General features: G+C 60.5%; 19 protein-coding genes and 1 tRNA gene. 9 read left to right on the top strand and 11 right to left on the bottom strand.

Annotation, left to right across the window (positions count from 1 at the left end; translation table 11 throughout):
- The 5 genes from RM533_RS06510 to RM533_RS06490 all read right to left on the bottom strand — a co-directional run bounded on the left by RM533_RS06510 (position 1) and on the right by RM533_RS06490 (position 5,560).
- Complete coding sequence (locus RM533_RS06510) at positions 1-954, bottom strand: hypothetical protein (protein ID WP_311340393.1); 954 nt, start codon at positions 952-954, stop codon at positions 1-3.
- A gap of 77 nt (positions 955-1,031) precedes the next feature.
- Positions 1,032-2,318, bottom strand: coding sequence for a glycosyltransferase family 2 protein (locus RM533_RS06505; RefSeq protein ID WP_311340392.1), 1,287 nt, complete (start codon positions 2,316-2,318; stop codon positions 1,032-1,034).
- Positions 2,319-3,061: 743 nt separating this feature from the next.
- The gene (gene accC, locus RM533_RS06500; RefSeq protein WP_311340391.1) at positions 3,062-4,411 is read right to left on the bottom strand and encodes an acetyl-CoA carboxylase biotin carboxylase subunit; all 1,350 of its coding nucleotides are present in this window, start codon (positions 4,409-4,411) and stop codon (positions 3,062-3,064) included.
- Positions 4,412-4,474: 63 nt separating this feature from the next.
- A complete protein-coding gene (accB, locus tag RM533_RS06495; RefSeq protein WP_311340390.1) occupies positions 4,475-5,041 on the bottom strand; it encodes an acetyl-CoA carboxylase biotin carboxyl carrier protein in 567 nt (188 codons plus the stop codon).
- Positions 5,042-5,146: 105 nt separating this feature from the next.
- Positions 5,147-5,560 carry a holin family protein gene (locus tag RM533_RS06490; RefSeq protein WP_311340389.1) on the bottom strand — a complete coding sequence of 138 codons (414 nt, stop codon included), beginning with the start codon at positions 5,558-5,560 and terminating at the stop codon, positions 5,147-5,149.
- Positions 5,561-5,906: 346 nt separating this feature from the next.
- Here RM533_RS06490 and RM533_RS06485 point away from each other — a divergent pair, with 346 nt between their 5' ends.
- The 5 genes from RM533_RS06485 (at position 5,907) to queC (ending at position 10,927) form a co-directional block, all read left to right on the top strand.
- Positions 5,907-6,719, top strand: a complete 813-nt coding sequence (locus tag RM533_RS06485; protein WP_311340388.1) for a cold-shock protein — start codon at positions 5,907-5,909, stop codon at positions 6,717-6,719.
- Between the two features lie 264 nt (positions 6,720-6,983).
- The gene (locus RM533_RS06480) at positions 6,984-8,162 is read left to right on the top strand and encodes an aspartate aminotransferase family protein (RefSeq protein WP_311340429.1); all 1,179 of its coding nucleotides are present in this window, start codon (positions 6,984-6,986) and stop codon (positions 8,160-8,162) included.
- Positions 8,163-8,245: 83 nt separating this feature from the next.
- Positions 8,246-9,118 carry an ornithine carbamoyltransferase gene (gene argF, locus RM533_RS06475; protein ID WP_432265043.1) on the top strand — a complete coding sequence of 291 codons (873 nt, stop codon included), beginning with the start codon at positions 8,246-8,248 and terminating at the stop codon, positions 9,116-9,118.
- 5 nt (positions 9,119-9,123) lie between these two features.
- Positions 9,124-10,065, top strand: a complete 942-nt coding sequence (gene hslO / locus RM533_RS06470) for an Hsp33 family molecular chaperone HslO (protein ID WP_432265042.1) — start codon at positions 9,124-9,126, stop codon at positions 10,063-10,065.
- Positions 10,066-10,174: 109 nt separating this feature from the next.
- Positions 10,175-10,927, top strand: coding sequence for a 7-cyano-7-deazaguanine synthase QueC (queC, locus tag RM533_RS06465; protein ID WP_311340385.1), 753 nt, complete (start codon positions 10,175-10,177; stop codon positions 10,925-10,927).
- 42 nt (positions 10,928-10,969) lie between these two features.
- On the opposite strand, the gene RM533_RS06460 is transcribed toward queC, so the two are convergent.
- A tRNA-Arg gene (locus tag RM533_RS06460) sits at positions 10,970-11,046 on the bottom strand.
- Between the two features lie 224 nt (positions 11,047-11,270).
- On the opposite strand from RM533_RS06460, the gene RM533_RS06455 reads away from it, so the two are divergent.
- Complete coding sequence (locus RM533_RS06455) at positions 11,271-12,539, top strand: Ppx/GppA phosphatase family protein (protein WP_311340384.1); 1,269 nt, start codon at positions 11,271-11,273, stop codon at positions 12,537-12,539.
- 16 nt (positions 12,540-12,555) lie between these two features.
- Complete coding sequence (locus tag RM533_RS06450; RefSeq protein WP_311340383.1) at positions 12,556-13,254, top strand: RlmE family RNA methyltransferase; 699 nt, start codon at positions 12,556-12,558, stop codon at positions 13,252-13,254.
- A 90-nt stretch (positions 13,255-13,344) separates the two neighbouring features.
- Here the strand turns inward: RM533_RS06450 and RM533_RS06445 are convergent, their stop codons facing one another.
- Positions 13,345-14,049 carry a c-type cytochrome gene (locus RM533_RS06445; protein WP_311340382.1) on the bottom strand — a complete coding sequence of 235 codons (705 nt, stop codon included), beginning with the start codon at positions 14,047-14,049 and terminating at the stop codon, positions 13,345-13,347.
- A gap of 135 nt (positions 14,050-14,184) precedes the next feature.
- Here RM533_RS06445 and RM533_RS06440 point away from each other — a divergent pair, with 135 nt between their 5' ends.
- Positions 14,185-15,075, top strand: coding sequence for a prephenate dehydratase (locus RM533_RS06440; protein WP_311340381.1), 891 nt, complete (start codon positions 14,185-14,187; stop codon positions 15,073-15,075).
- A gap of 39 nt (positions 15,076-15,114) precedes the next feature.
- On the opposite strand, the gene RM533_RS06435 is transcribed toward RM533_RS06440, so the two are convergent.
- Entirely contained in the window at positions 15,115-16,053 is a 939-nt protein-coding gene (locus RM533_RS06435) for an isoaspartyl peptidase/L-asparaginase family protein (protein WP_311340380.1), read from the bottom strand.
- A gap of 137 nt (positions 16,054-16,190) precedes the next feature.
- Between RM533_RS06435 and RM533_RS06430 the strand changes: the two genes are divergently transcribed.
- A complete protein-coding gene (locus RM533_RS06430) occupies positions 16,191-16,820 on the top strand; it encodes a GNAT family N-acetyltransferase (RefSeq protein WP_311340379.1) in 630 nt (209 codons plus the stop codon).
- Between the two features lie 12 nt (positions 16,821-16,832).
- Here RM533_RS06430 and RM533_RS06425 read toward each other — a convergent pair whose 3' ends face one another.
- The 3 genes from RM533_RS06425 to RM533_RS06415 all read right to left on the bottom strand — a co-directional run bounded on the left by RM533_RS06425 (position 16,833) and on the right by RM533_RS06415 (position 19,131).
- On the bottom strand, positions 16,833-17,834 hold the full coding sequence (locus RM533_RS06425; RefSeq protein ID WP_311340378.1) for a GDP-mannose 4,6-dehydratase: 1,002 nt from the start codon (positions 17,832-17,834) through the stop codon (positions 16,833-16,835).
- Positions 17,835-18,019: 185 nt separating this feature from the next.
- The gene (locus RM533_RS06420; protein WP_311340377.1) at positions 18,020-18,676 is read right to left on the bottom strand and encodes a hypothetical protein; all 657 of its coding nucleotides are present in this window, start codon (positions 18,674-18,676) and stop codon (positions 18,020-18,022) included.
- Positions 18,677-18,702: 26 nt separating this feature from the next.
- Positions 18,703-19,131 (bottom strand): baeRF12 domain-containing protein, encoded by a 429-nt coding sequence (locus tag RM533_RS06415; protein WP_311340376.1) that lies wholly within the window; start codon positions 19,129-19,131, stop codon positions 18,703-18,705.
- Positions 19,132-19,225: the final 94 nt, after the last annotated feature.

Raw genomic sequence — 19,225 nt, 5'->3', positions numbered from 1 at the left:
TCACGCAATCGGCATTTTTTCTGCCGCTGTCCGTTCCATTTTTGTCGTTTTCAGCCATGTCCGTCTAATCTTGGAACGAATGCGCTGGGCAAAACGGGCGCTACGATACGCCAGACGCGTGCGTAGCCGCCGATGCTCAGGCAAGCGCTGCCCGCGCAGCAATTCATGCTGCGCGATCAGATAAGCGGGATGATCGATCCATTCGCCGCAAAAATGGCAGATCGCCGGAGTTACCTCTTCCCCTTCCTTGATAAACCGGCATGCGCCGCCAATCACATCGAGGTGGACAGGACCTGTCGAATTGAGCGGTGTGCGCATCAGCATGCCGCCATCGTCATAAAGGTCGATAACGTGCATCTGCGACAGCGCCAGTCCGATCAGTGTTTCCTCCCCTGGACCGGATCTGTCGAAGTCGAGGATGCCAAGCTCGTCTGCCCGCGCGCGGATGGCGATGGCGCGGCGGAACACTTCCTGTGCAAACGGGCTCTTGCGCCAGAAATAGACGCCGCCGTTAAACTTGGGAAATTTCGTGCCGCCCACCTTCTCGATCGCTGCGCCGACATCCCTGATCCACAGGTCCTGATCGCCGCGGCTCAGATAACGTCCGACAACGGGGGTGAAGTCATGCGCGCGGATCTGCTGAAGCTGAGGTGTGAAATCACGTGCTACAACGCAGTCGGAATCGATGAACAGGGTTTCTGCAAAAGGTGAGTAGCGGTAAAGGTCGGTCTTGAGGACCGTTCCCGCGATGTCCACCGGGTCCATGGGCACGGTAATGTCGAACAGCGGCCCGGCATCGGCGCGGTCAGTGACGATCGCGATGGCGTAGCCGGGCATGTGCCGACGCAAAGATCGGGCAAGCGTCTCTGCCTGCGCAAAATATTTGTCAGCGCCGAACGCCATGGTGATGAAGCCCACCTGCGCCGGTTGCGGCCCGTCCATCGTTCTTGCCATGGGATGAGAGGCAGGCATCATCGTCACTTTCTGAAAAACGGCTGGGGCATACGGCTGAGCCAGCGTCAGGCAATATGCTACGCTGCCTTGATTGTCGTACGCGGATGCCACAGCGGACCGACCGGCGCCAGATCCGGATGTTCGATCAATTTCAAGCTGTCGAGCACCTGCCTGTCGCGCATGATGTTGCGGCGGCGTCTGAATCTTTCCCAGCTGAAGCGAGACAGCATGGGAACGTCATAGGCAAAGCGGGCAAGTCTCAGCGCATCGATCTTGGGCTGAAGGTCAGCCTGTCGGAAGCGCCAGAAAGTTCCACGCACCAGCTCGTAGACAATCATTCGGGCCGCTTCTCCGCCGGTATGGTTAAGCGCCCTCAGGCGAAGGCCGATGTCGGGTGCGACTGCCCCGGTGAAGCCGTGCTTGCCTGCCACTGCACGGTGGCAGATGGTCCGCTCCAGCGGCAGCAGCGGAGACAAAGGCAGGATCGCGGCCGCAGCTTCCAGATCGTCCATGGCGTGGGACCACATGTCATGGCGCCCCATGACGCACGCCCGTTGCAGCAATGCCGTACGCCGGCGGATTTGCGGACATTCGGCGTCAAACATGGCTTCGTAAAAAGACAATGGCAGCGCCTTGTGCAGCCTGGCGAAGATGCGGCGGTCATAGGTGCTCCATACCTGGTTGGAGCTACCGGCGGCATGCCTCACGCGGGCAGGGCCGCGAGCGCCACCGTGCTTTCTTTGTTCGAAGATCAATTCGTCGACAAAGATCGTGGGCACCTGCAGCACAAGCCGCAGGAACATGTCGTAATCCTGCGAGCGCAGCAACGCTTCATCGAACGGTCCGACCTTCTCATAGGCGCTTCGCCGTACCAGAGCGGCATTGTGCATGATGAACGCATCTTCGAGCAGGTGGCGCGATACAGAGCCTGTTTGAAGCTCCGGCCAGTATCCGGTGCCCAGATCGCGAACGTGCCCGTTCTTCTCGACGAAGCGGGTGTAGCGGCCGAAAGCCACACCGGCATCGCCTTGCTCCAGGGCGTTGACAAGAACCTCTACAGCGCCCGGCCGGAACAGATCATCGTCATCGCAGATGCATACATAGCGTCCGGTCGTCATGGCCAGCGCGGTGTTAAGCGCCACCGATTTGCCCGCATTGGCCTGACGGTGATAGCGCACCTTCAAATTCTTTAATTTTGCGGCCTCGGCAACGCGCCGCACATGGTGTGCCGTGCTGTCAGTGGAGCCGTCATCGACGACGAGCAGCTCATCTTGCGGACCCATCTGCTGCAAAACCGACTCGATGGAATGGGTGATCAACGCTGCACGGTTGAAAGTTGGCATGATGAAGCTGATGCGGATCATGTTGGCAACCTTTGCGAACGGAATGACCAAACACGGCCGTAGGCAACATTTTTAAGCCAATCCGCGCCAAGGAAGGGGGAATAGACGGTCAAAGTCGCTTGCTTCCTTGTCCTTGGCCGGGCTTACGCGCTAATGCGACGGTCCTGAACGCCATGTTGCAATGTGATACATTTGTTTGGCGAAGAGCCGGGTTGCTGCTTGCTGAACACACCACATCTGGTCCTGCTCAGGGCAGAGCGGCTGGCGCTGAAATCGTCGTGTGCTGCTGCGGTCTCGCCCCAAGCAGCGGGCCGTGCCTGTCAGCATGGGAGCCCCCACGGGGAAATACACAGGGCAGCTTTGATCACTTCAGCGCGGAGGTCAGTCGTTGCAGCCTTCAGCGCAGGGCGACCTGACAAGCTACCTGCAGAGACTGCCCTGCCGCCCGCCGTTCCCGCGTCAGCTATGACCTTGCCGGCGATCCGGCGATTGCGGCTGACGGACCGCTGCCCGAACTGCAGAGCGCTGGCGCTTCTGGACCTTATACGTCAAAGGGATTGCACCGGAAAACATCAGAATTCTTGTCGCTCTTGTCCGCCCGCTCCTGTCCGCACCATAGGCAGGCAAGACTGGCGCTGCCAATGGGAGTCCGCGGGCCGTGACCAGTTGTTCAGCTTTAAGGTTTGCTGGCTTGATCAACGGATCGGACCTTTTTTCCGCACCATGCCGCCGTTATCAGGGGCGAAGATGGCGGAGGTGCACGATCAATCGACGCGCCGGTCCATCCATTCTTCCAGCCATTTGATGGTGTAATCGCCGCTCAGGAAATCATCCTGGCGAATCAGCGCCTCATGCAGCGGCGTGGTCGTATTCACTCCCTCGATCACCATCTCGCCAAGTGCGCGTTTCAGGCGCATGATGCACCCTTCACGCGTGCGGCCGTACACGATGAGCTTGGCGATCATAGAGTCGTAATAGGGCGGGATCCGGTATCCGGCGTATAACCCGCTGTCGACCCGCACATGCATCCCGCCGGCGGCATGATAGCTGGTCACCAGGCCTGGAGAGGGCACAAAGGTACGCGCATCTTCTGCATTGATGCGGCATTCGATCGCATGTCCCTGGAAGCGCACTTCGTCCTGTTGCACCGATAGCGGTTCGCCGGCTGCGATGCGGATCTGTTCACGCACCAGATCGACACCGGTGATCGCTTCTGTCACCGGATGCTCTACCTGCAGGCGCGTGTTCATCTCGATGAAGTAGAACTTGCCGTCTTCCCACAGGAACTCGATCGTGCCGGCGCCGCGATAGCCCATCTGCGCCATGGCATCGGCGCAGATCATGCCCATCCGCTCCCGTTCAGCGGGCGTTATGACTGGCGACGGCGCTTCTTCGAGTACCTTCTGGTGGCGACGCTGCAAGGAGCAGTCCCGCTCGCCCAGATGAATGGCGTTCCCCTTGCCATCGCCAAAAATCTGGAACTCGATGTGACGCGGATTGCCCAGATATTTCTCGATATAAACCGTATCGTCACCAAAGGCCGAGCTTGCTTCGGATCTGGCCTGGCTCATCAGGGTCGGCAGCTCATCGGCGTTGTTCACGACCTTCATGCCGCGCCCGCCACCACCAGAAGCCGCCTTTATTATGACAGGATAGCCAATGTCTTCTGCCAGCCGCAGCGCCTCTTGTGGCGATTCAACCGCGCCGTCGCTGCCCGGTACCAGCGGGAGGCCCAGCGCGCCTGCCGTGCGCTTGGCCGCAACCTTGTCGCCCATCGTGCGGATATGTTCAGGCTTTGGCCCGATCCACACAATTTCATGCGTTTCGACAATCTCGGCGAATTTGGCGTTCTCGGACAAGAAGCCATAGCCGGGATGGATCGCATCCGCGCCGCTGATTTCGGCCGCAGCGATGATGGCGGCCATGTTGAGATAGCTTCCTGCAGCCGCAGGCGGTCCGATGCAGATCGCTTGATCGGCAAGCCGCACATGCATGGCATCTGCATCAGCAGTGGAATGCACCGCCACTGTCTGAATACCCATTTCCTGGGCGGCTCGATGCACGCGCAGCGCGATCTCTCCGCGATTTGCGATCAATATGCGGGTAATCGCCATTATCGAACCCTTAGATGTAGATGAGTCAGGCCCGGGTGCCCGAAACGCTGCCGCCTTGACCCGTCACGCAACCACGATCAGCGGCTGATCGAACTCGACCGGTTCCGCATCACCTACGATGATCTTGCTGACAGTGCCGGATTTTGGTGCAGGAATGGCATTCATCACCTTCATCGCCTCCACGATCAGCAGGGTCTCTCCGGCCGTGACCTGCTGCCCGACAGTGATGAACGCCGGAGCGCCAGGCTCGGGCGAAAGATAGGCTGTGCCCACCATTGGCGATCTGACCGTGTTCGCAGGATCGGTCTGGCCAGCATCGACCATGGCAGATGCGGTTGAAGCTGCGCCGGCAGGAGAAGAATTGCCTTGCGAAACGTCGGCTGACGCTGCGGCGGCATCGGCAGGTGCGGCCGTCGGGTAGGCGGCTGGCGCGGCAGCTGCAAGGCCGACGTGCATGCCAGCAGGCGCTGCGCGCGACACGCGGATCTTGCGCACGCCATCTTCGACTTCAATCTCGGTGAGGCTGGTTTCAATCAGCATGTCGGCCAGTTGACGCACCATCGCGCTGTCGATGTTCATGCTGTTATTGTTCGACTTGGCATCGTTCGGGCCGGATGTCGGGTCGCCCATGAATGTTCCTTGCTGAAACTTCGGCTGCAAAGCGTTGCGCTATGCAAAGGTTTTCAGGCAAGAGCAAGGGGCGGTGCCGGTTTGCACCGCCCGTAGCAAGTCGCGCTATTTCTCCACGCCCTTCACTTTGCCCCACTGACGCGCGGCGGTGTAGCCAAGGTAGCCTGTTCCGAACAATGCATAGAGCGATTCCGGCAAGCCATTGAGATAGCTGTTCATCCCCAACGCGATAGCTTTGGCGGTATCGGGTCTGAAGGCACCGATGACACCCATCGGAATGGCAAACAGGATCATGATATACATGACGTAAAGAAAGCCGGGCCGGGCGCGACTGGTCCACCGGTCGCTCGATTCCGCTTCGCTGACGATCGCCGATAGCTGCGATTCGGCGAGGCGAAGCGCCTGATCGGTTTCCTGCTTGAGCAGTTCGAGTTTCGCGCGATCCCGCGCGTCCGGGTCGGGAATGACCTTGTCTATGATGTTGGCGACAGGACCGATAAGGGCGTTGAGAATGGGCATGGCAGTTTCGCTCCATCGACGGAAGGACCTGTCAGCAGACACGCGCGTCCCGCAGTAGGAAAATAAAAGCGGGCCCTGCGACCCGATACAAAACCTGCAAGCTGCGGCCCGGCCTGCCGGGCTTGCCTGCTGCTACGCGGCCAGACGGTCTGAAAATGCGCCCATCGAACGCAAATCATTCGCTATTGTCGCAAAATTGCGATATTCGTAGAATGGTAAGAGGGAATTCTTTTGCCTATGGCGCAATGGCGCGCCCCCGGCAGATGGAATTTGGTTGTTCGGCATGAATCGTCCTCACGCCGATACGACGGTGCACAGGGCGAGTATTTGGGATAGTTTCAGGTTTATGGGTTTTGATAAAGGTCGGCGCGGCAGGGGTCGCGACAAGCGCGAGGGTTTTGGCGAAGACAGCTACGACCCCTTCTCCTCGGGCAGCCGGTTCGGCAACGACCGCGGTGCGGATCGCGGCGGCTTCGGCGGCAATGACCGTGGCGGATTCGGCCAGGAACGTGGTTACGGCGACCGCGGCGGCTTCGGCCAGGACCGCGGCGGCGGCGGCGGCGGCGGCGGCGGCTTCCGCTCCGGCGGCGGCGGAGGTGGCGGTGGTGGCGGACGAATGCCGCCCCAGGTGGTCGGCACAGGCCAGGGCACGGTCAAGTTCTTCAATGCGCAGAAAGGCTTTGGCTTCATTCAGCGCAATGATGGCGGCGAAGACGTGTTCATCCACATCAGCGCGGTCGAACGTGCCGGTCTCGACGGATTGGGCGAGGGGCAGGAACTGCAATTCAACCTCGTCGACAGGGGCGGCAAGGTTTCGGCCAGTGACATTCAGATTGTTGGCGATGTCGTGCCGCCAAGCGAAGGTCCGCCGCGACGTGATGCAGGTGGTCCCGGCGGTTCTGGTGGTTCTGCAGGCGGCGCACCGCAGCGGCAGCTTACCGGCGACAAGGCATCGGGCACTGTCAAGTTCTTCAATTCCATGAAAGGCTTTGGCTTCATCACACGTGATGATGGCGAGCAGGATGCTTTTGTGCATATCAGCGCAGTGGAGCGGTCCGGCCTTCGCGAACTGAACGAGGGTGACAGGCTTGAGTTCGATGTCGAAGTTGACCGGCGCGGCAAATATTCTGCTGTCAATCTGGTCCCGCTGCAAAGCTGAGACGAACAGGACGAGGCGGTTCGGCCCTGTCCAGCGACGCATTTGCGAATTCAAAGATGGCGGCACCTTGCAGGGTGCCGCCATCTGCCGTTTTGCGTTCGGCAAGCTGTTGCATGATGGAATTGCGCACGCATATGCCATTCGTTCCGGTCAGCGCGATTGCCGGTCCGTGCAGGTACCAGTCGAAGCAGATGCCAGTCGAAGCAGATGCCAGTCGAAGCAGATGCCAGTCGGCGCAGAGGAAAGAGGATGAAAACTTCGGTCATGAGCATAACCCCCCTGATGCCGGTCTACCCCCGGTGCGACGTGCGTCCGGTGCGCGGCGACAATTGTCATCTCATCTCCGAAGACGGACGTCGGTTCCTCGACTTTGCCAGCGGTATTGCAGTCAACCTGCTCGGCCATTCCAATCAGGGCCTGATTACCGCCATACAGGAGCAGGCAGCGACGCTGATGCACGTGTCGAACCTTTATGGCAGCCCGCAAGGGGAGCGTCTCGCGCGTCAGCTTGTCGATCACACCTTTGCTGACACGGTGTTCTTCACCAATTCGGGCGCCGAGGCTGTGGAAACTGCCATGAAAACAGCCCGCGCCTATCACCAGTCGCAAGGTTCGGATGAGCGGTTCGAGATCATCACGTTCAACATGGCGTTTCATGGCCGGACGATGGGCACGATCAGTGCGTCCAATCAGACCAAGATGCATGATGGATTTCGCCCGCTGCTGCCGGGCTTTCGCTATGTCGAGTTCAATGATCTTGATGCGGCGCGCCAAGCAATCGGTCCTCACACGGCAGCCTTTCTGGTCGAACCCTTGCAGGGCGAGGGTGGTATCCGCCTTGCCAGCAAGGAGTTCATGCAAGGCCTGCGCGACCTTGCCGATGAGCATGATCTGATGCTGATCCTTGATGAGGTGCAATGCGGAGTCGCGCGCACCGGCATGCTGTACGCTTATGAACAGTTCGGCATAACACCGGACATCCTTGCCACTGCCAAGGGGATTGGTGGCGGCTTCCCGCTGGGCGCGTGTCTCGCGACGCAAAAGGCTGCACGCGGCATGACTTTCGGCACGCATGGCAGCACCTACGGCGGCAATCCGCTTGCCATGGCAGCAGGCACTGCTGTTCTGGATCAGGTTACCAAAGAGGATTTTCTTGAGCATGTGCGCGACATGAGCGCACGGCTGCGTTCGCGCCTTGAACAGTTTATCGGCAACCATCCCGACCTCTTTATCGAAGTTCGCGGGCTTGGCCTGATGCTGGGTCTGCAGATGCACACGGAGAGCAGGCCGTTCGTCGTGCATCTGCGTGACAATCACGGTCTCCTGACCGTAGCGGCGGGCGAAAATGTCGTGCGCCTGCTGCCGCCACTGGTAATCGAGGATGCGCACATAGAAGAGTTCATGGAGAAACTCTCCGCCGGTGCGTCGGATTACCACCCGTGAGCGCGTCCGCCAGCCAGTCCCGGTCGCAGCCGCTGCGCCATTTCACCAGCCTGTCCGATGCCGGCGGCGATGCCATTGCCGGCATGATTGGCGATGCCATCGATCGCAAGGGCCGGCGCAAGGGGTGGACGAAAGGGCAAGCCGATCACGATGCTCCACTGGCCGGCCACACGCTGGCCATGATCTTCGAAAAGAGCTCGACCCGGACGCGCGTCTCGTTTGACATGGCCATGCGGCAGCTTGGCGGGTCGTCCCTTATCATGGAGGCAGGCGCAATGCAGTTGGGCCGCGGCGAATCGATTGCCGATACCGCACGCGTGTTGTCGCGGATGGTCGACGCCATCATGATCCGCACCGATGATCATGCCAAGGTCGAGGCAATGGCGCATCATGCAAGCGTGCCGGTGATAAATGGCCTCACCGACGATCTGCACCCCTGCCAGATCGTTGCCGATCTTCTCACCATAGTCGAACATGGCAAATCGCTTCCCGGCTTGCAGATTGCCTGGCTGGGCGACGGCAATAATGTGCTGAACTCGATCATCGAAGCGGCTGGCGTGATGAAGTTCACGGTGCGTTTTGCTGTTCCTGAAGGGTTCGAGCCTGACGCACGACAGGTCGCCGCCGCTAAAAAAAATGGCGGCGAGGCTGTCCTTTGCCGCTCTGCCGCCGATGCGGTGCAGGATGCCGATATTGTATGCACCGACACCTGGGTGTCGATGGGGCAGGAGCAGGCGCATGAAAAACTTGCGGCGATGCGCCCGTTTCAGGTCGATGACGCGCTGATGGCTTTGGCAAGGCCGGACGCCGGGTTCCTGCATTGCCTGCCTGCACATGTGGGGGAAGAGGTCAGCGAAAGCGTTTTCGAAGGGCCGCAATCCTGGGTCTGGGATGAAGCGGAGAACCGGATTCACGCGCAAAAATCGATCCTGCTGTGGGCAATGGGGCGCCTGTGACCACTCTGGACAACGCCGGACCGGCTGGAGAAACCGGATTCGATCAGATCCTTGCCTTCAGCCTGCCCGAGCGCGCGGCGCGCGGCCGGTTCGTGCGGCTCGGCCCGGTGCTCGATGAGGTTCTGGGTGCGCATGACTACAGCCCGCCTGTACGCCACCTCCTGGCAGAAGCGCTGGTGCTGACAGCTTTGATGGGTGCGCTCATCAAGGCAGACCAGGGGCAGCTTACGCTTCAGGCGCAAGTGGCGCACAATCGTTCGCAGGACGACGAAGGCGCGATCAGCCTGCTGGTGTGTGACTATCGGGCGGGAGAACTGCGCGGTTATGTCCGGCACGATCCGGAGAAACTGGCCAATCACGGATCCAATATCGGCCTCTCCGATCTCTTCGGGCACAATGCCCATCTGGCGATCACCTTTGATCTTGCATCCACTGATGGTGACACGGCAGCCGAACGGTACCAGGGCATCGTGCCGCTGAGTGGTGACACCCTGTCACAGGCCTGCGAGCATTATTTCCGCCAGTCAGAGCAGATCCCGACCTTGTTGCGTGTAGCTGTCCAGTCGGATGGCCGCTCCACCATTGCTGCAGGATTGCTCATTCAGCACGTCGCCGAAGGGGAAGAGGGGCGCGAACGCCTGCACGTCCGCATGGATCATCCCGATTGGGAGCATGTCGCCACGATGGGCGGCAGCGTGCGCCATGCCGAGCTGGTCGATCCGGCGATCAGTGCCGAGGCGCTGATCTGGCGGTTGTTCCATGAAGAGGACCGCATCCTGATTGACACAGGCGCAGCTCTGGAGCGTGGTTGCCGCTGCACGGCGGAATATTATTCGCAGGTGCTCGCCCGCTTCCCCGCCAGTGAACGCGCGGACATGCGCGAAGCGGACGGATACATCCATGTCGATTGCGCGTTCTGCTCCAAGCTGTTCAGGATCGATGTCTGATGACCAGCACAGTGCCGGCCGCTGCATTGCCATCTGACCCGCTGCCCCTGGAACTGACGCGCCGGCGCGCTGACTTTCCAGCCAGCGACACAAGAGGTAGCGCGCGTGCATGACTGACAGCACCGACAAGGATCATGATGCAGCAGGCCACAATGGCAGGGCAGCAGTGGTCCTGCTGTCCGGTGGTCTTGATTCCATGGTCTCGGCCGCCCTTGCCGCAGAGCAGGGTTTTGCAGTGAGTGCGCTCACCATCGATTACGGGCAGCGTAACCGACGTGAATTGCAGAGTGCACGATGGATTGCGCAGGCTTTGGGAGTAACGCGCCACGAGTTCCTCTCGCTTGATCTTGGCGTATTTGGCGGCTCGGCGCTGACTGACGATATTGCCGTTCCCAAGGATGGGGCAGGGATGACGTTGGCAGCGTCGCCACTTTCCGCTTCGGGCGATGCGATCCCGGTAACCTATGTCCCGGCGCGCAATCTGGTCTTCCTTTCGCTGACGCTGGCTTTTGCCGAAACATTGGGAGCCGCCGACATTTTCATCGGCGTCAATGCGCTTGATTATTCCGGCTATCCTGATTGCCGCCCTGAATTCATCAGGTCCTTTCAGGAAACCGCCAATCTCGCCACCAGAGCCGGAACCGGCAAGACCAGGTTTAACATCCATGCGCCGCTGCAAATGCTCACCAAGGCGCAGATCGCAGCCGAAGCCTTCCGGCTTGACCTTGATCCGGGGCTGAGTTGGTCATGCTATGACCCGCTAGCCAATGGACAGGCGTGCGGCGCCTGTGACAGCTGCCGCCTGCGCAGGCGGGCGTTTGCCGCGATCGGCAAGTCAGACGGACTTGCCTACGCAAGCTGATGCTTCGCAACGCCAGTCAGGCAATTGCAGAAACAGGAATGATGGTGCGCCCTGCTGGATTCGAACCAGCGGCCTCAAGATTAGAAGTCTCGTGCTCTATCCAGCTGAGCTAAGGGCGCAAGGCGCTGTTCCTTAGCGCGCTTTTGCGCCAGCGCAAATGAAGATGCACATGTCCGGCAATGCAGCGATGGTTTGCCGTGTCCCGCTTTCACTCTGCTGCGTGGCGAGGGCGAGGAAATTTCACACAAACTTGCCACCCAGCGCGCAAAACGTTACCATGATGGCAACATCGTCCCTGCTCTTTAAGTGCAGGGTTCAGAAACAGCATAACAAGAGTTTGGTCATGGCGGACAATTTTCCGCCGACATCGCAGGAAAGGCATCGACAGCGGTCGGGTGCGGGTACAACCAACGCTTCTGCAGGTAGCAAAGAGGAGCGCCGCACCGCCTCAACGTGTCCTACGCGCGCTTTCGGCGAACAACGCACCAATGCGCCGGCAGCACATCCGGAACAGACCCGTGGGCAGGAGCTGAAGGGGAAAAGCACGGATGCGCCGTTTCGCAGATTGCCAGCCCAGCGCCCGGCGGGCGGGCGGCAGGCTTATGCAGCGATTGATCTTGGCACCAACAACTGCCGGCTGCTGATTGCCCGGCCCTCTGGCGAACACTTCGTAGTGATCGACGCGTTCAGCCGGATCGTGCGGCTTGGCGAGGGGCTCTCGCACACCGGGCGGCTCAGTCCAGAAGCAATGGACCGTACCGTGTCCGCCTTGCAGGTGTGCGCGGACAAGCTGCGGCGCCGCAACATCAACCTTGCGCGGTCGGTGGCGACAGAGGCGTGCCGGCGGGCGGCAAACGGCGCTGAATTCATCGACAGGGTGCGCAATGAAACCGATATCGCGCTTGATATCATCAGTTCACAAGAAGAAGCGCGCCTGGCCGTGCTGGGCTGCCACGTCCTCCTGGAACGGGGGGAAGGGCCGGCAATGATCTTCGACATCGGCGGCGGGTCGACCGAGCTTGTCCTGATCGAAACGGGACCTGTGGTGCCGCGAATTCTCGATTGGCAGTCCGTGCCTTGGGGGGTGGTATCGCTTAACGAAACCTTCCCGATGAAGGGCGGTGACAGCGCCGGGGAACGACGCGCACGCTATACCCGGATGCGCGCGGCTGTACATCGCAGCTTCGCCGGGTTCTCGGAGCGGCTTGCGCCCGTGCGCAGCATGGTGGTGACCGGCGGCTCGCCACGGCTTTTGGGAACGAGCGGCACGGTCACCACGCTGGCAAGCCTGCACCTGCAACTGCCGCAGTACAATCGTCGCGCCGTCGACGGGTTGATCGTGCCGGCAGCGGCGATGCGCGCCATTGCCACGATGCTGTCGAGCAGTTCGCCGCAGGAACGCGAACGGTTGCCTTGCATCGGGCGGGACCGGTCCGAGCTGGTCGTCGCAGGCTGTGCCATTCTGGAGACGATCCTTGACCTCTGGCCGGCAGAACGGCTGGGCGTTGCCGACCGCGGCATCAGGGAAGGCATTCTGCGCGGCCTCATGGCCGGCGTGCACGGCACAGCGGAGGACACCGCCGCGATGCAGCCGGTCCCGCGGCCGCTTTAGAACAACGGGACCAGATATGAGCAGGGCAGGACAGGACCGCGAGAAACTCCATCGGCGCAAACGAAGCGCCTCGTCGGCACGCTGGCTGTCCCGGCACATCAACGATCCTTATGTCAAGCAGGCCAAGGCCGATGGCTACCGCAGCCGGGCCGCGTACAAGCTGGTCGAACTGGATGAACGGTTCAATGTCCTGCACGGACGCAGGCGCATCGTCGATCTTGGCATTGCTCCCGGTGGGTGGAGCCAGGTGGTCGCTGCGCGCTGTCCGGGAGCGGAAATCGTCGGTATTGATCTGCTGGAAGTCGATCCGCTACCCGGGGTGACCATCCTGCAGATGGATTTCATGGATGACGCTGCACCTCAGGCGCTGAGTGATGCGTTGGGCGGAGCGCCGGATCTGGTGCTGTCGGATATGGCGGCAAACACGGTCGGACATCGCCAGACCGACCATCTGCGCACCATGAACCTTGTAGAAGCAGCAGTGCAGTTTGCTGTCGACACACTCAGTCCCGGCGGAGCTTTCGTGGCAAAAGTGCTCGCCGGAGGAACGGACACCCAACTGCTCACAGTGCTGAAGCGCCATTTCACCACGATCAAGCACGCAAAGCCGCCCGCCAGCCGCAAAGGCAGCTCGGAATGGTATGTGCTTGCCCAAGGTTTCAAAGGGCAAGCCGCGCGAGAGCCTTCACCACAAGCAGATCAGGCGCTCAGTTGAAGTCCGCAACGTGACCGTTTGTGGATCGGGTTTGTGTTCTTGCTGTGGCTGAATCGCGCGCGGATGTGTCGGCCAGGAGCGGCGCAGTGCCTATTCCACATCACCCGTCGGATCGTCGCCACCGCTCGGCTTGAGCGCAGGCTGCGCCATGGCGCCGGCCGCTGCGGGCGTGACCTTGTCGATCGGGCCCATCGATCCTGCCGGAGATGCCGAAACGCCGGTGGTATCGCCATCTCCGGGCTCACCTTCGGGCGATTCTGCTTCTGCTTCCACTGCGGGGTAGGGCAGGTTTGATCCCTGCATGTTCAGATAGGCGATGATGTTGGCTCGGTCCTCAGGTTTGCTGAGACCGGCAAAGCTCATCTTGGTGCCGTCGGCAAAGGCGCGCGGGCTCTTGAGCCACGCATCCATATTCTCAAAGTTCCAGTCGCCACCATGACCGGACAATGCACTGGAATAGGCAAAGCCTGCAACATGCTTGCCGATCGGCAGACCCATGACGCCATAAAGATTTGGCCCGATCCCATTGGCACCGCCCTGCGCAATGGTATGGCAAGCAGTGCATTTGGCAAACACAGCCTCGCCCGCCACCGGATCAGCCGAAGCGAGCAGAACCGCAAGCGAAGGTCCTTCCTCGGCCGCGCCGCCATCCTCGGCGGCTTCGATGATATAGCCAAACTCATCGGTTTCCGGCCGGTCCGCTTCAAAGACACGTGAGCTGACGGCACTCAGTCCCAAAGCAATGACACCGCCAAACAGCGTCCATCCGGCAATCGTATTGAACTTGTCGTCCATCTGGCAATCCGTCAATCTGGGTCAGGCACCGCTTCATACGGTTGCGCGACGCTCTAATTGCAGCGCTTCATCAAGGCAAGTGCTTTGCGCCGTTTGATCTTGGCTTTACCGCATCATGGCCTTAACGGGTGCGGCATGCACAGCTATGCCGAATGCGCCCTTGCGCTGGTCGAGGAAATGACAATGGCGGCCGCGGGCAATCCCGCGCGGACGGTCGCGTTTCAAGGTGCGCCCGGTGCCAATTCGCACATTGCGGCGCTGCAATATGACAATAGTTGTCTGCCTCTGCCATGCTTCTCGTTCGCCGACGCGCTCGACGCTGTAAAAGAAGGGCGTGCGGCCCATGCGATCATTCCGATTGAAAATTCGCACAATGGAAGAGTGGCCGACATCCACTTCCTGTTGCCGGAATCCGGGCTGGCGATCACGGGCGAATACTTCATGCCTATTCACCACATCTTGATGGCGACTGGACCCGGCCCGTTTCGCGCGGCAATGAGCCACCCGCAGGCGCTGGGCCAGTGTCGCGGCTGGCTGCGGTCGCGCGGCATCGTGCCGCTCGATCATGCCGACACAGCAGGGGCAGCGGCAAGCGTTGCGCAGCAGCGCGATGCAGGCGTAGCCGCCATCGCGCCTGCCCTTGCGGCGCGTTTGTACGGGCTGCAGATCGTAGCGGAAAATATCGAGGATGGCGCGGACAACATGACGCGTTTTGTCATCCTTGCGACAGACCCGCTTGATACTGCCACGATCAGCGGACCGGCAATGACAACCTTCAAATTTGCCGTGCGCAACATTCCCGCTGCACTTTACAAGGCGTTGGGCGGGTTTGCCACCAATGGCGTGAACATGACAAAGCTGGAAAGCTATCAGAACGGCGCCGGCTTTTCAGCAACCGAGTTCTATGCCGATATCGTCGGCTGCCCGGGAATGCCACCTGTCGACCGGGCACTGGAAGAGCTTGCCTATTTCGCTCGTGATCTGCGCATGCTGGGCACCTATCCCCAGGCGCGCGCGCGCCGCTGAGGGGATCGATCGGCGCAGGCCGGCACGGGCAGCGTAATTTCATGCAAAGATTGCAACTTCGTGACTGCCGGTGCTGTCTGCTCTTGCTCTGAACATGCCCGGCGTATTGAAGACAAAGCCGCTGCTGCCATCTGCGCTTGCAAAGATCACGCCGCCATGGCCTTCCATGCGGCCGACTTCGCCGATGACATGAGTGGCGGCCTCCTGCACAGTTTCGCCCAGCAAGCGCATCCGCGCCCCGATTTCATGCGCTGCGGCGAGGCGAATGAACACCTCGCCAGTGCCCGTGGCTGAAATCGCGCAGCTGCGATCATCGGCGTAGGTGCCTGCGCCGATGAGCGGAGAATCGCCCACCCGGCTCCATCGTTTGCCTGTCAGTCCACCGGTGCTGGTTGCCGCCGCTACGTGACCGTCGCAGTCCCGCGCCACTGCGCCCACCGTGCCGTACTTCAGCTCGGCATCAAACCAGCCTTCGCCTCGTTCGACAAACTCCTGCCATTGTTCGTGGCGTTCCGCAGTAGTGAAGTAGGCTGGTTCCTCCTGACGCAGGCCACGCTCCATTGCGAAGCGGTTTGCACCCTCGTTTGCCAGCAGGACGTGCGGCGTGTGCTGCATGACCGCACGCGCCGCGCAGACCGGATTGCGGGTCGTCAGCAAGCCTGCCACCGCGCCCGCCTGGCGGGTCGCTCCGTCCATGATTGCCGCATCCATCTCGATCCTGCCCTCGAAGGTAAGCACCCCGCCACAGGCCGCGTTAAACAAGGGATCGTCCTCAAGCACCATGACTGCGCGCTCCACAGCGTCCAGCGCTGTTCCGCCCGCTGCGAGCGTCGCCCGCCCCGCGTCGAGCGCCCGGTCCAGCGCTTTCTTACAGGCGTCTTGCCGCTCTTTGGGAAAAGCATCGGGACGCATAGAACCGGCGCCGCCATGAATGGCTATTGTCCAGCTGTTGTCAGTCATGTCATCGCCCTGTTTCATTGTCCGGGTATCATTGTTCAGGTATCATTACCGAAATGGATGGCGCCTGGAGCAGGCGAGCGCCGCTTGCGCATCGGATAAGCCGCAGGGCACATGGAGCATGATCAGCATGGGTTCAATGATGAAGCGCCGCTGCCATGGCCGGCGGCACGATCTGCCGGGGCGCTGAAGTGAAGCGCGGCCTTGAACCACGCACCCGACAAGAGGGCGACAGCACGGCTGCACCCGACTGCGTGCTCAGAGCTGCGACCGTTGCGGACACCGGCAGGCTAGCTGCGCTTGGCCGTGACAGCTTCAATGCCGCGTTCGGGCATCTGTATGCGGCAAACGATCTTGCCGTGTTTCTTGCGCAAACCTACAGTCACGAGGTTGTCAGCCGCGAAATCAACGATCCCGGCATCCGCTTTTGTCTGGCAATGGGCGGGGATGACCTGCTTGGCTTCTGCAAGCTCAAGCTGAATGAAACCTATGGACACAGCGCGGCTTCTTCTCCCCTGGTGCTGGCGCAGCTTTATACCGCGCCACAGGCAACGCGGCGCGGTATCGGCGCGCAGCTGATGCACTGGACCATCGCAAAGGCTCAGGCACACGGCCGCGATGCCATCCAGCTGACCGTCTGGAGCGGCAATGATGGCGCACAACGGTTCTACCAACGATTTGGCTTTCGCAAGATTGCGGATGTCGATTTCTGGGTAGGCAACCATCGCGACGACGAACTGCTTTACGAGCTGACGCTCGATACAGATCTGCCGGTCCTGACACGCTAACGGCAGACCACTTCACGAAATAGCGTGGTAATCCTTGAACCATTTGACGAACCGGGGCACGCCGGTCTCAATCGGCGTGGTCGGATCATAGCCAACATCAGCCCGGATCGCATCGATATCGGCAAAGGTGCGGGGAACATCGCCCGGCTGCATCGGCAGCATTTCCAGATGCGCCTTCCTTGCGCACTCCTGCTCCAGCAGTCCGATGACTTTCATCAGATGTTCTGACCTGTTGTTGCCGATGTTGTAGAGCCGGTGCGGCGCCGTGCTGCCGCCGGCCTTGATCGCGCCATCATCGACAGGTGGCTGGTCCAGGCAGGCAAGCACCCCTTTGACCACATCATCGACATAGGTGAAGTCGCGATACATTTCGCCTTGGTTGAACACCGGGATCGACTGCCCCTTCAAGATGCGGACGGTAAAGATCCACATCATCATGTCCGGACGGCCCCAAGGTCCGTAGACGGTGAAGAACCGCAGCCCGCTTAAAGGGAGCCGATACAGATGCGCATAGGTTTCGCTCATCAATTCATCGGCAATCTTGGTGGCTGCGTAAAGGGACAGCGGGTGATTGACCGTGTCCCCGATTTCGAAGGGCAGCTTGGTGTTGCCACCATAGACGCTGGAACTGCTGGCGTAGATCATGTGCGCAATCTTACGATGCCGCGCTATCTCCAGCACGTTGAGATGGCCAAGCAGATTGGCATGGGCATAGGCATGTGGATTTTCCAGCGAGTAGCGTACGCCAGCCTGCGCGCCCAAATGGACGATCGTGTCAAAGTCCTCATCTGCGAGCGTGGCGTTCAACGCGGCGGTGTTGCCAAAGTCCTGCTTGATGAAGACAAACCGATCCGAAAAACGCTCGCGGAGGTGACGCAGCCGCGCGTCCTTCAAATTGATATCGTAATAATCGTTGCAATTGTCGATGCCTATCACTTCGTCCCCCCGCTCGAGCAGGCTGAATGCAGTGGCCGCACCGATAAAGCCGGCAGCACCGGTCACCAGGACACGCATGATAATTTCCGTTCGTCAGACAAGGGATTGGGAGCGTTCGCCGCGGCGAGATGAAAGAAAGAGCACTCCTGTACCAGATCAGCCGAGGCGGCAAAGCCAATTTAACCGCGATTACGCCTGTAACGTAGCGCGGCGCTGACCATCTGCCACCATCACGCACAACACCCGCGTCGTCGCCGCTTCATTCAGGCAGTGTCGTCCAGCACGATCAATGTGCCTCTGTGCATGTGCTGGAAGGCCTCTGTCGCGCCATCCACGAGCATTTCGCTCCATTCTGCGTTGCCCTTGATCCCCTCTGCTGCCAAGGCGCGGCAGAACGCCCGCCAGCGCGCGTCATGGTCGCCAAAGGCGTTCAGATAACGCGCCGGCATGCCGGCGGCGACTTGCGGAAATGCTGTCCGGATACTTCCCTGCAGGGTTTCGAGCGCATATTGAATGCCCCATGCGCCTGCGCCCTGCGCATGGCTCGCCAGCATCGGCTTGGGCAGGAACATGCCGAAATCCGCAAGGTCGGCCATGAGTTGTGCGAACCGGGGCTTCCACCCCGACCAGCCCTTGTCCCTGACCGAGTTTTCAAGACCGGGAAGAGCCATCGCCTGACCCAGCAGGAAGGCACGATAATGCCCGGTATCGAAGGGGTCGAAGCGCCGATAGGATTGTTCGATTGCCTGAAGCTGTCCTGCACAGCACCGGTCGAGCGCAGTGACCGCAGGGCAAATTTCTGCACCACGCGCACGGGCTAACGCCGCTTTGGTCCGCAGGTCTCCAGGAGCAGGCTGGTCCACCAGAGGCAGCCGTCGCGGTGGTGTCGGAGTGCTTCTGGTGGACGCAGGTTCGGTCATTTCATCTCTCGTGAGGGTGAGGCAGTTCAACTGGACAGCAGCGTCTTTTCGATCCGCTCGGTCGATTCTCCGGTCAATGTCTTGGCCTCTTCGCCGACCAGCACTGCTTCCAGAGATTTATGATAATGGCGCCGCATTTCTCCGAGCGTCTTGGGATCGGCGGCAATGCCGAGCTTCTCGATGCGGTTTTCCAGCACCGCCTTGTTCAGCCATTCGGCGACAGCTGCGGCATAGGCGAGTTCGTTGAGGTCGGTGCTGCCGGTGCGTTGCCCGGCTTCATCCTGCTTGCGCACCCCGGCGCTGAAATTGGTGCCCTCAAGATCAGGCGCGGCTTCTTGAACCAGCCGCGGTTCATCGGGGCTGCCTGCATTGCGCATGAGAACAAAGCGGTTTCCGTCGGCAATTGCCAGATGCGCATTATGCGGCAGACGCATGGTGTGTTTCTCCTCGATCATTTCCTTACACTTTGGTTAACGCGCGAGCCGCCCCGAAGGTCCATCCAAAAGGACAGATGCGGCAATTGTCGCCACCTGAGAGCATGAAAAAGGG

Origin of the sequence: Croceicoccus esteveae (genome assembly GCF_031846435.1) — a bacterium.
GTDB classification, from domain to species: Bacteria; Pseudomonadota; Alphaproteobacteria; order Sphingomonadales; family Sphingomonadaceae; genus Croceicoccus; species Croceicoccus esteveae.
This window is presented reverse-complemented; position numbering and strand designations above follow the sequence as displayed.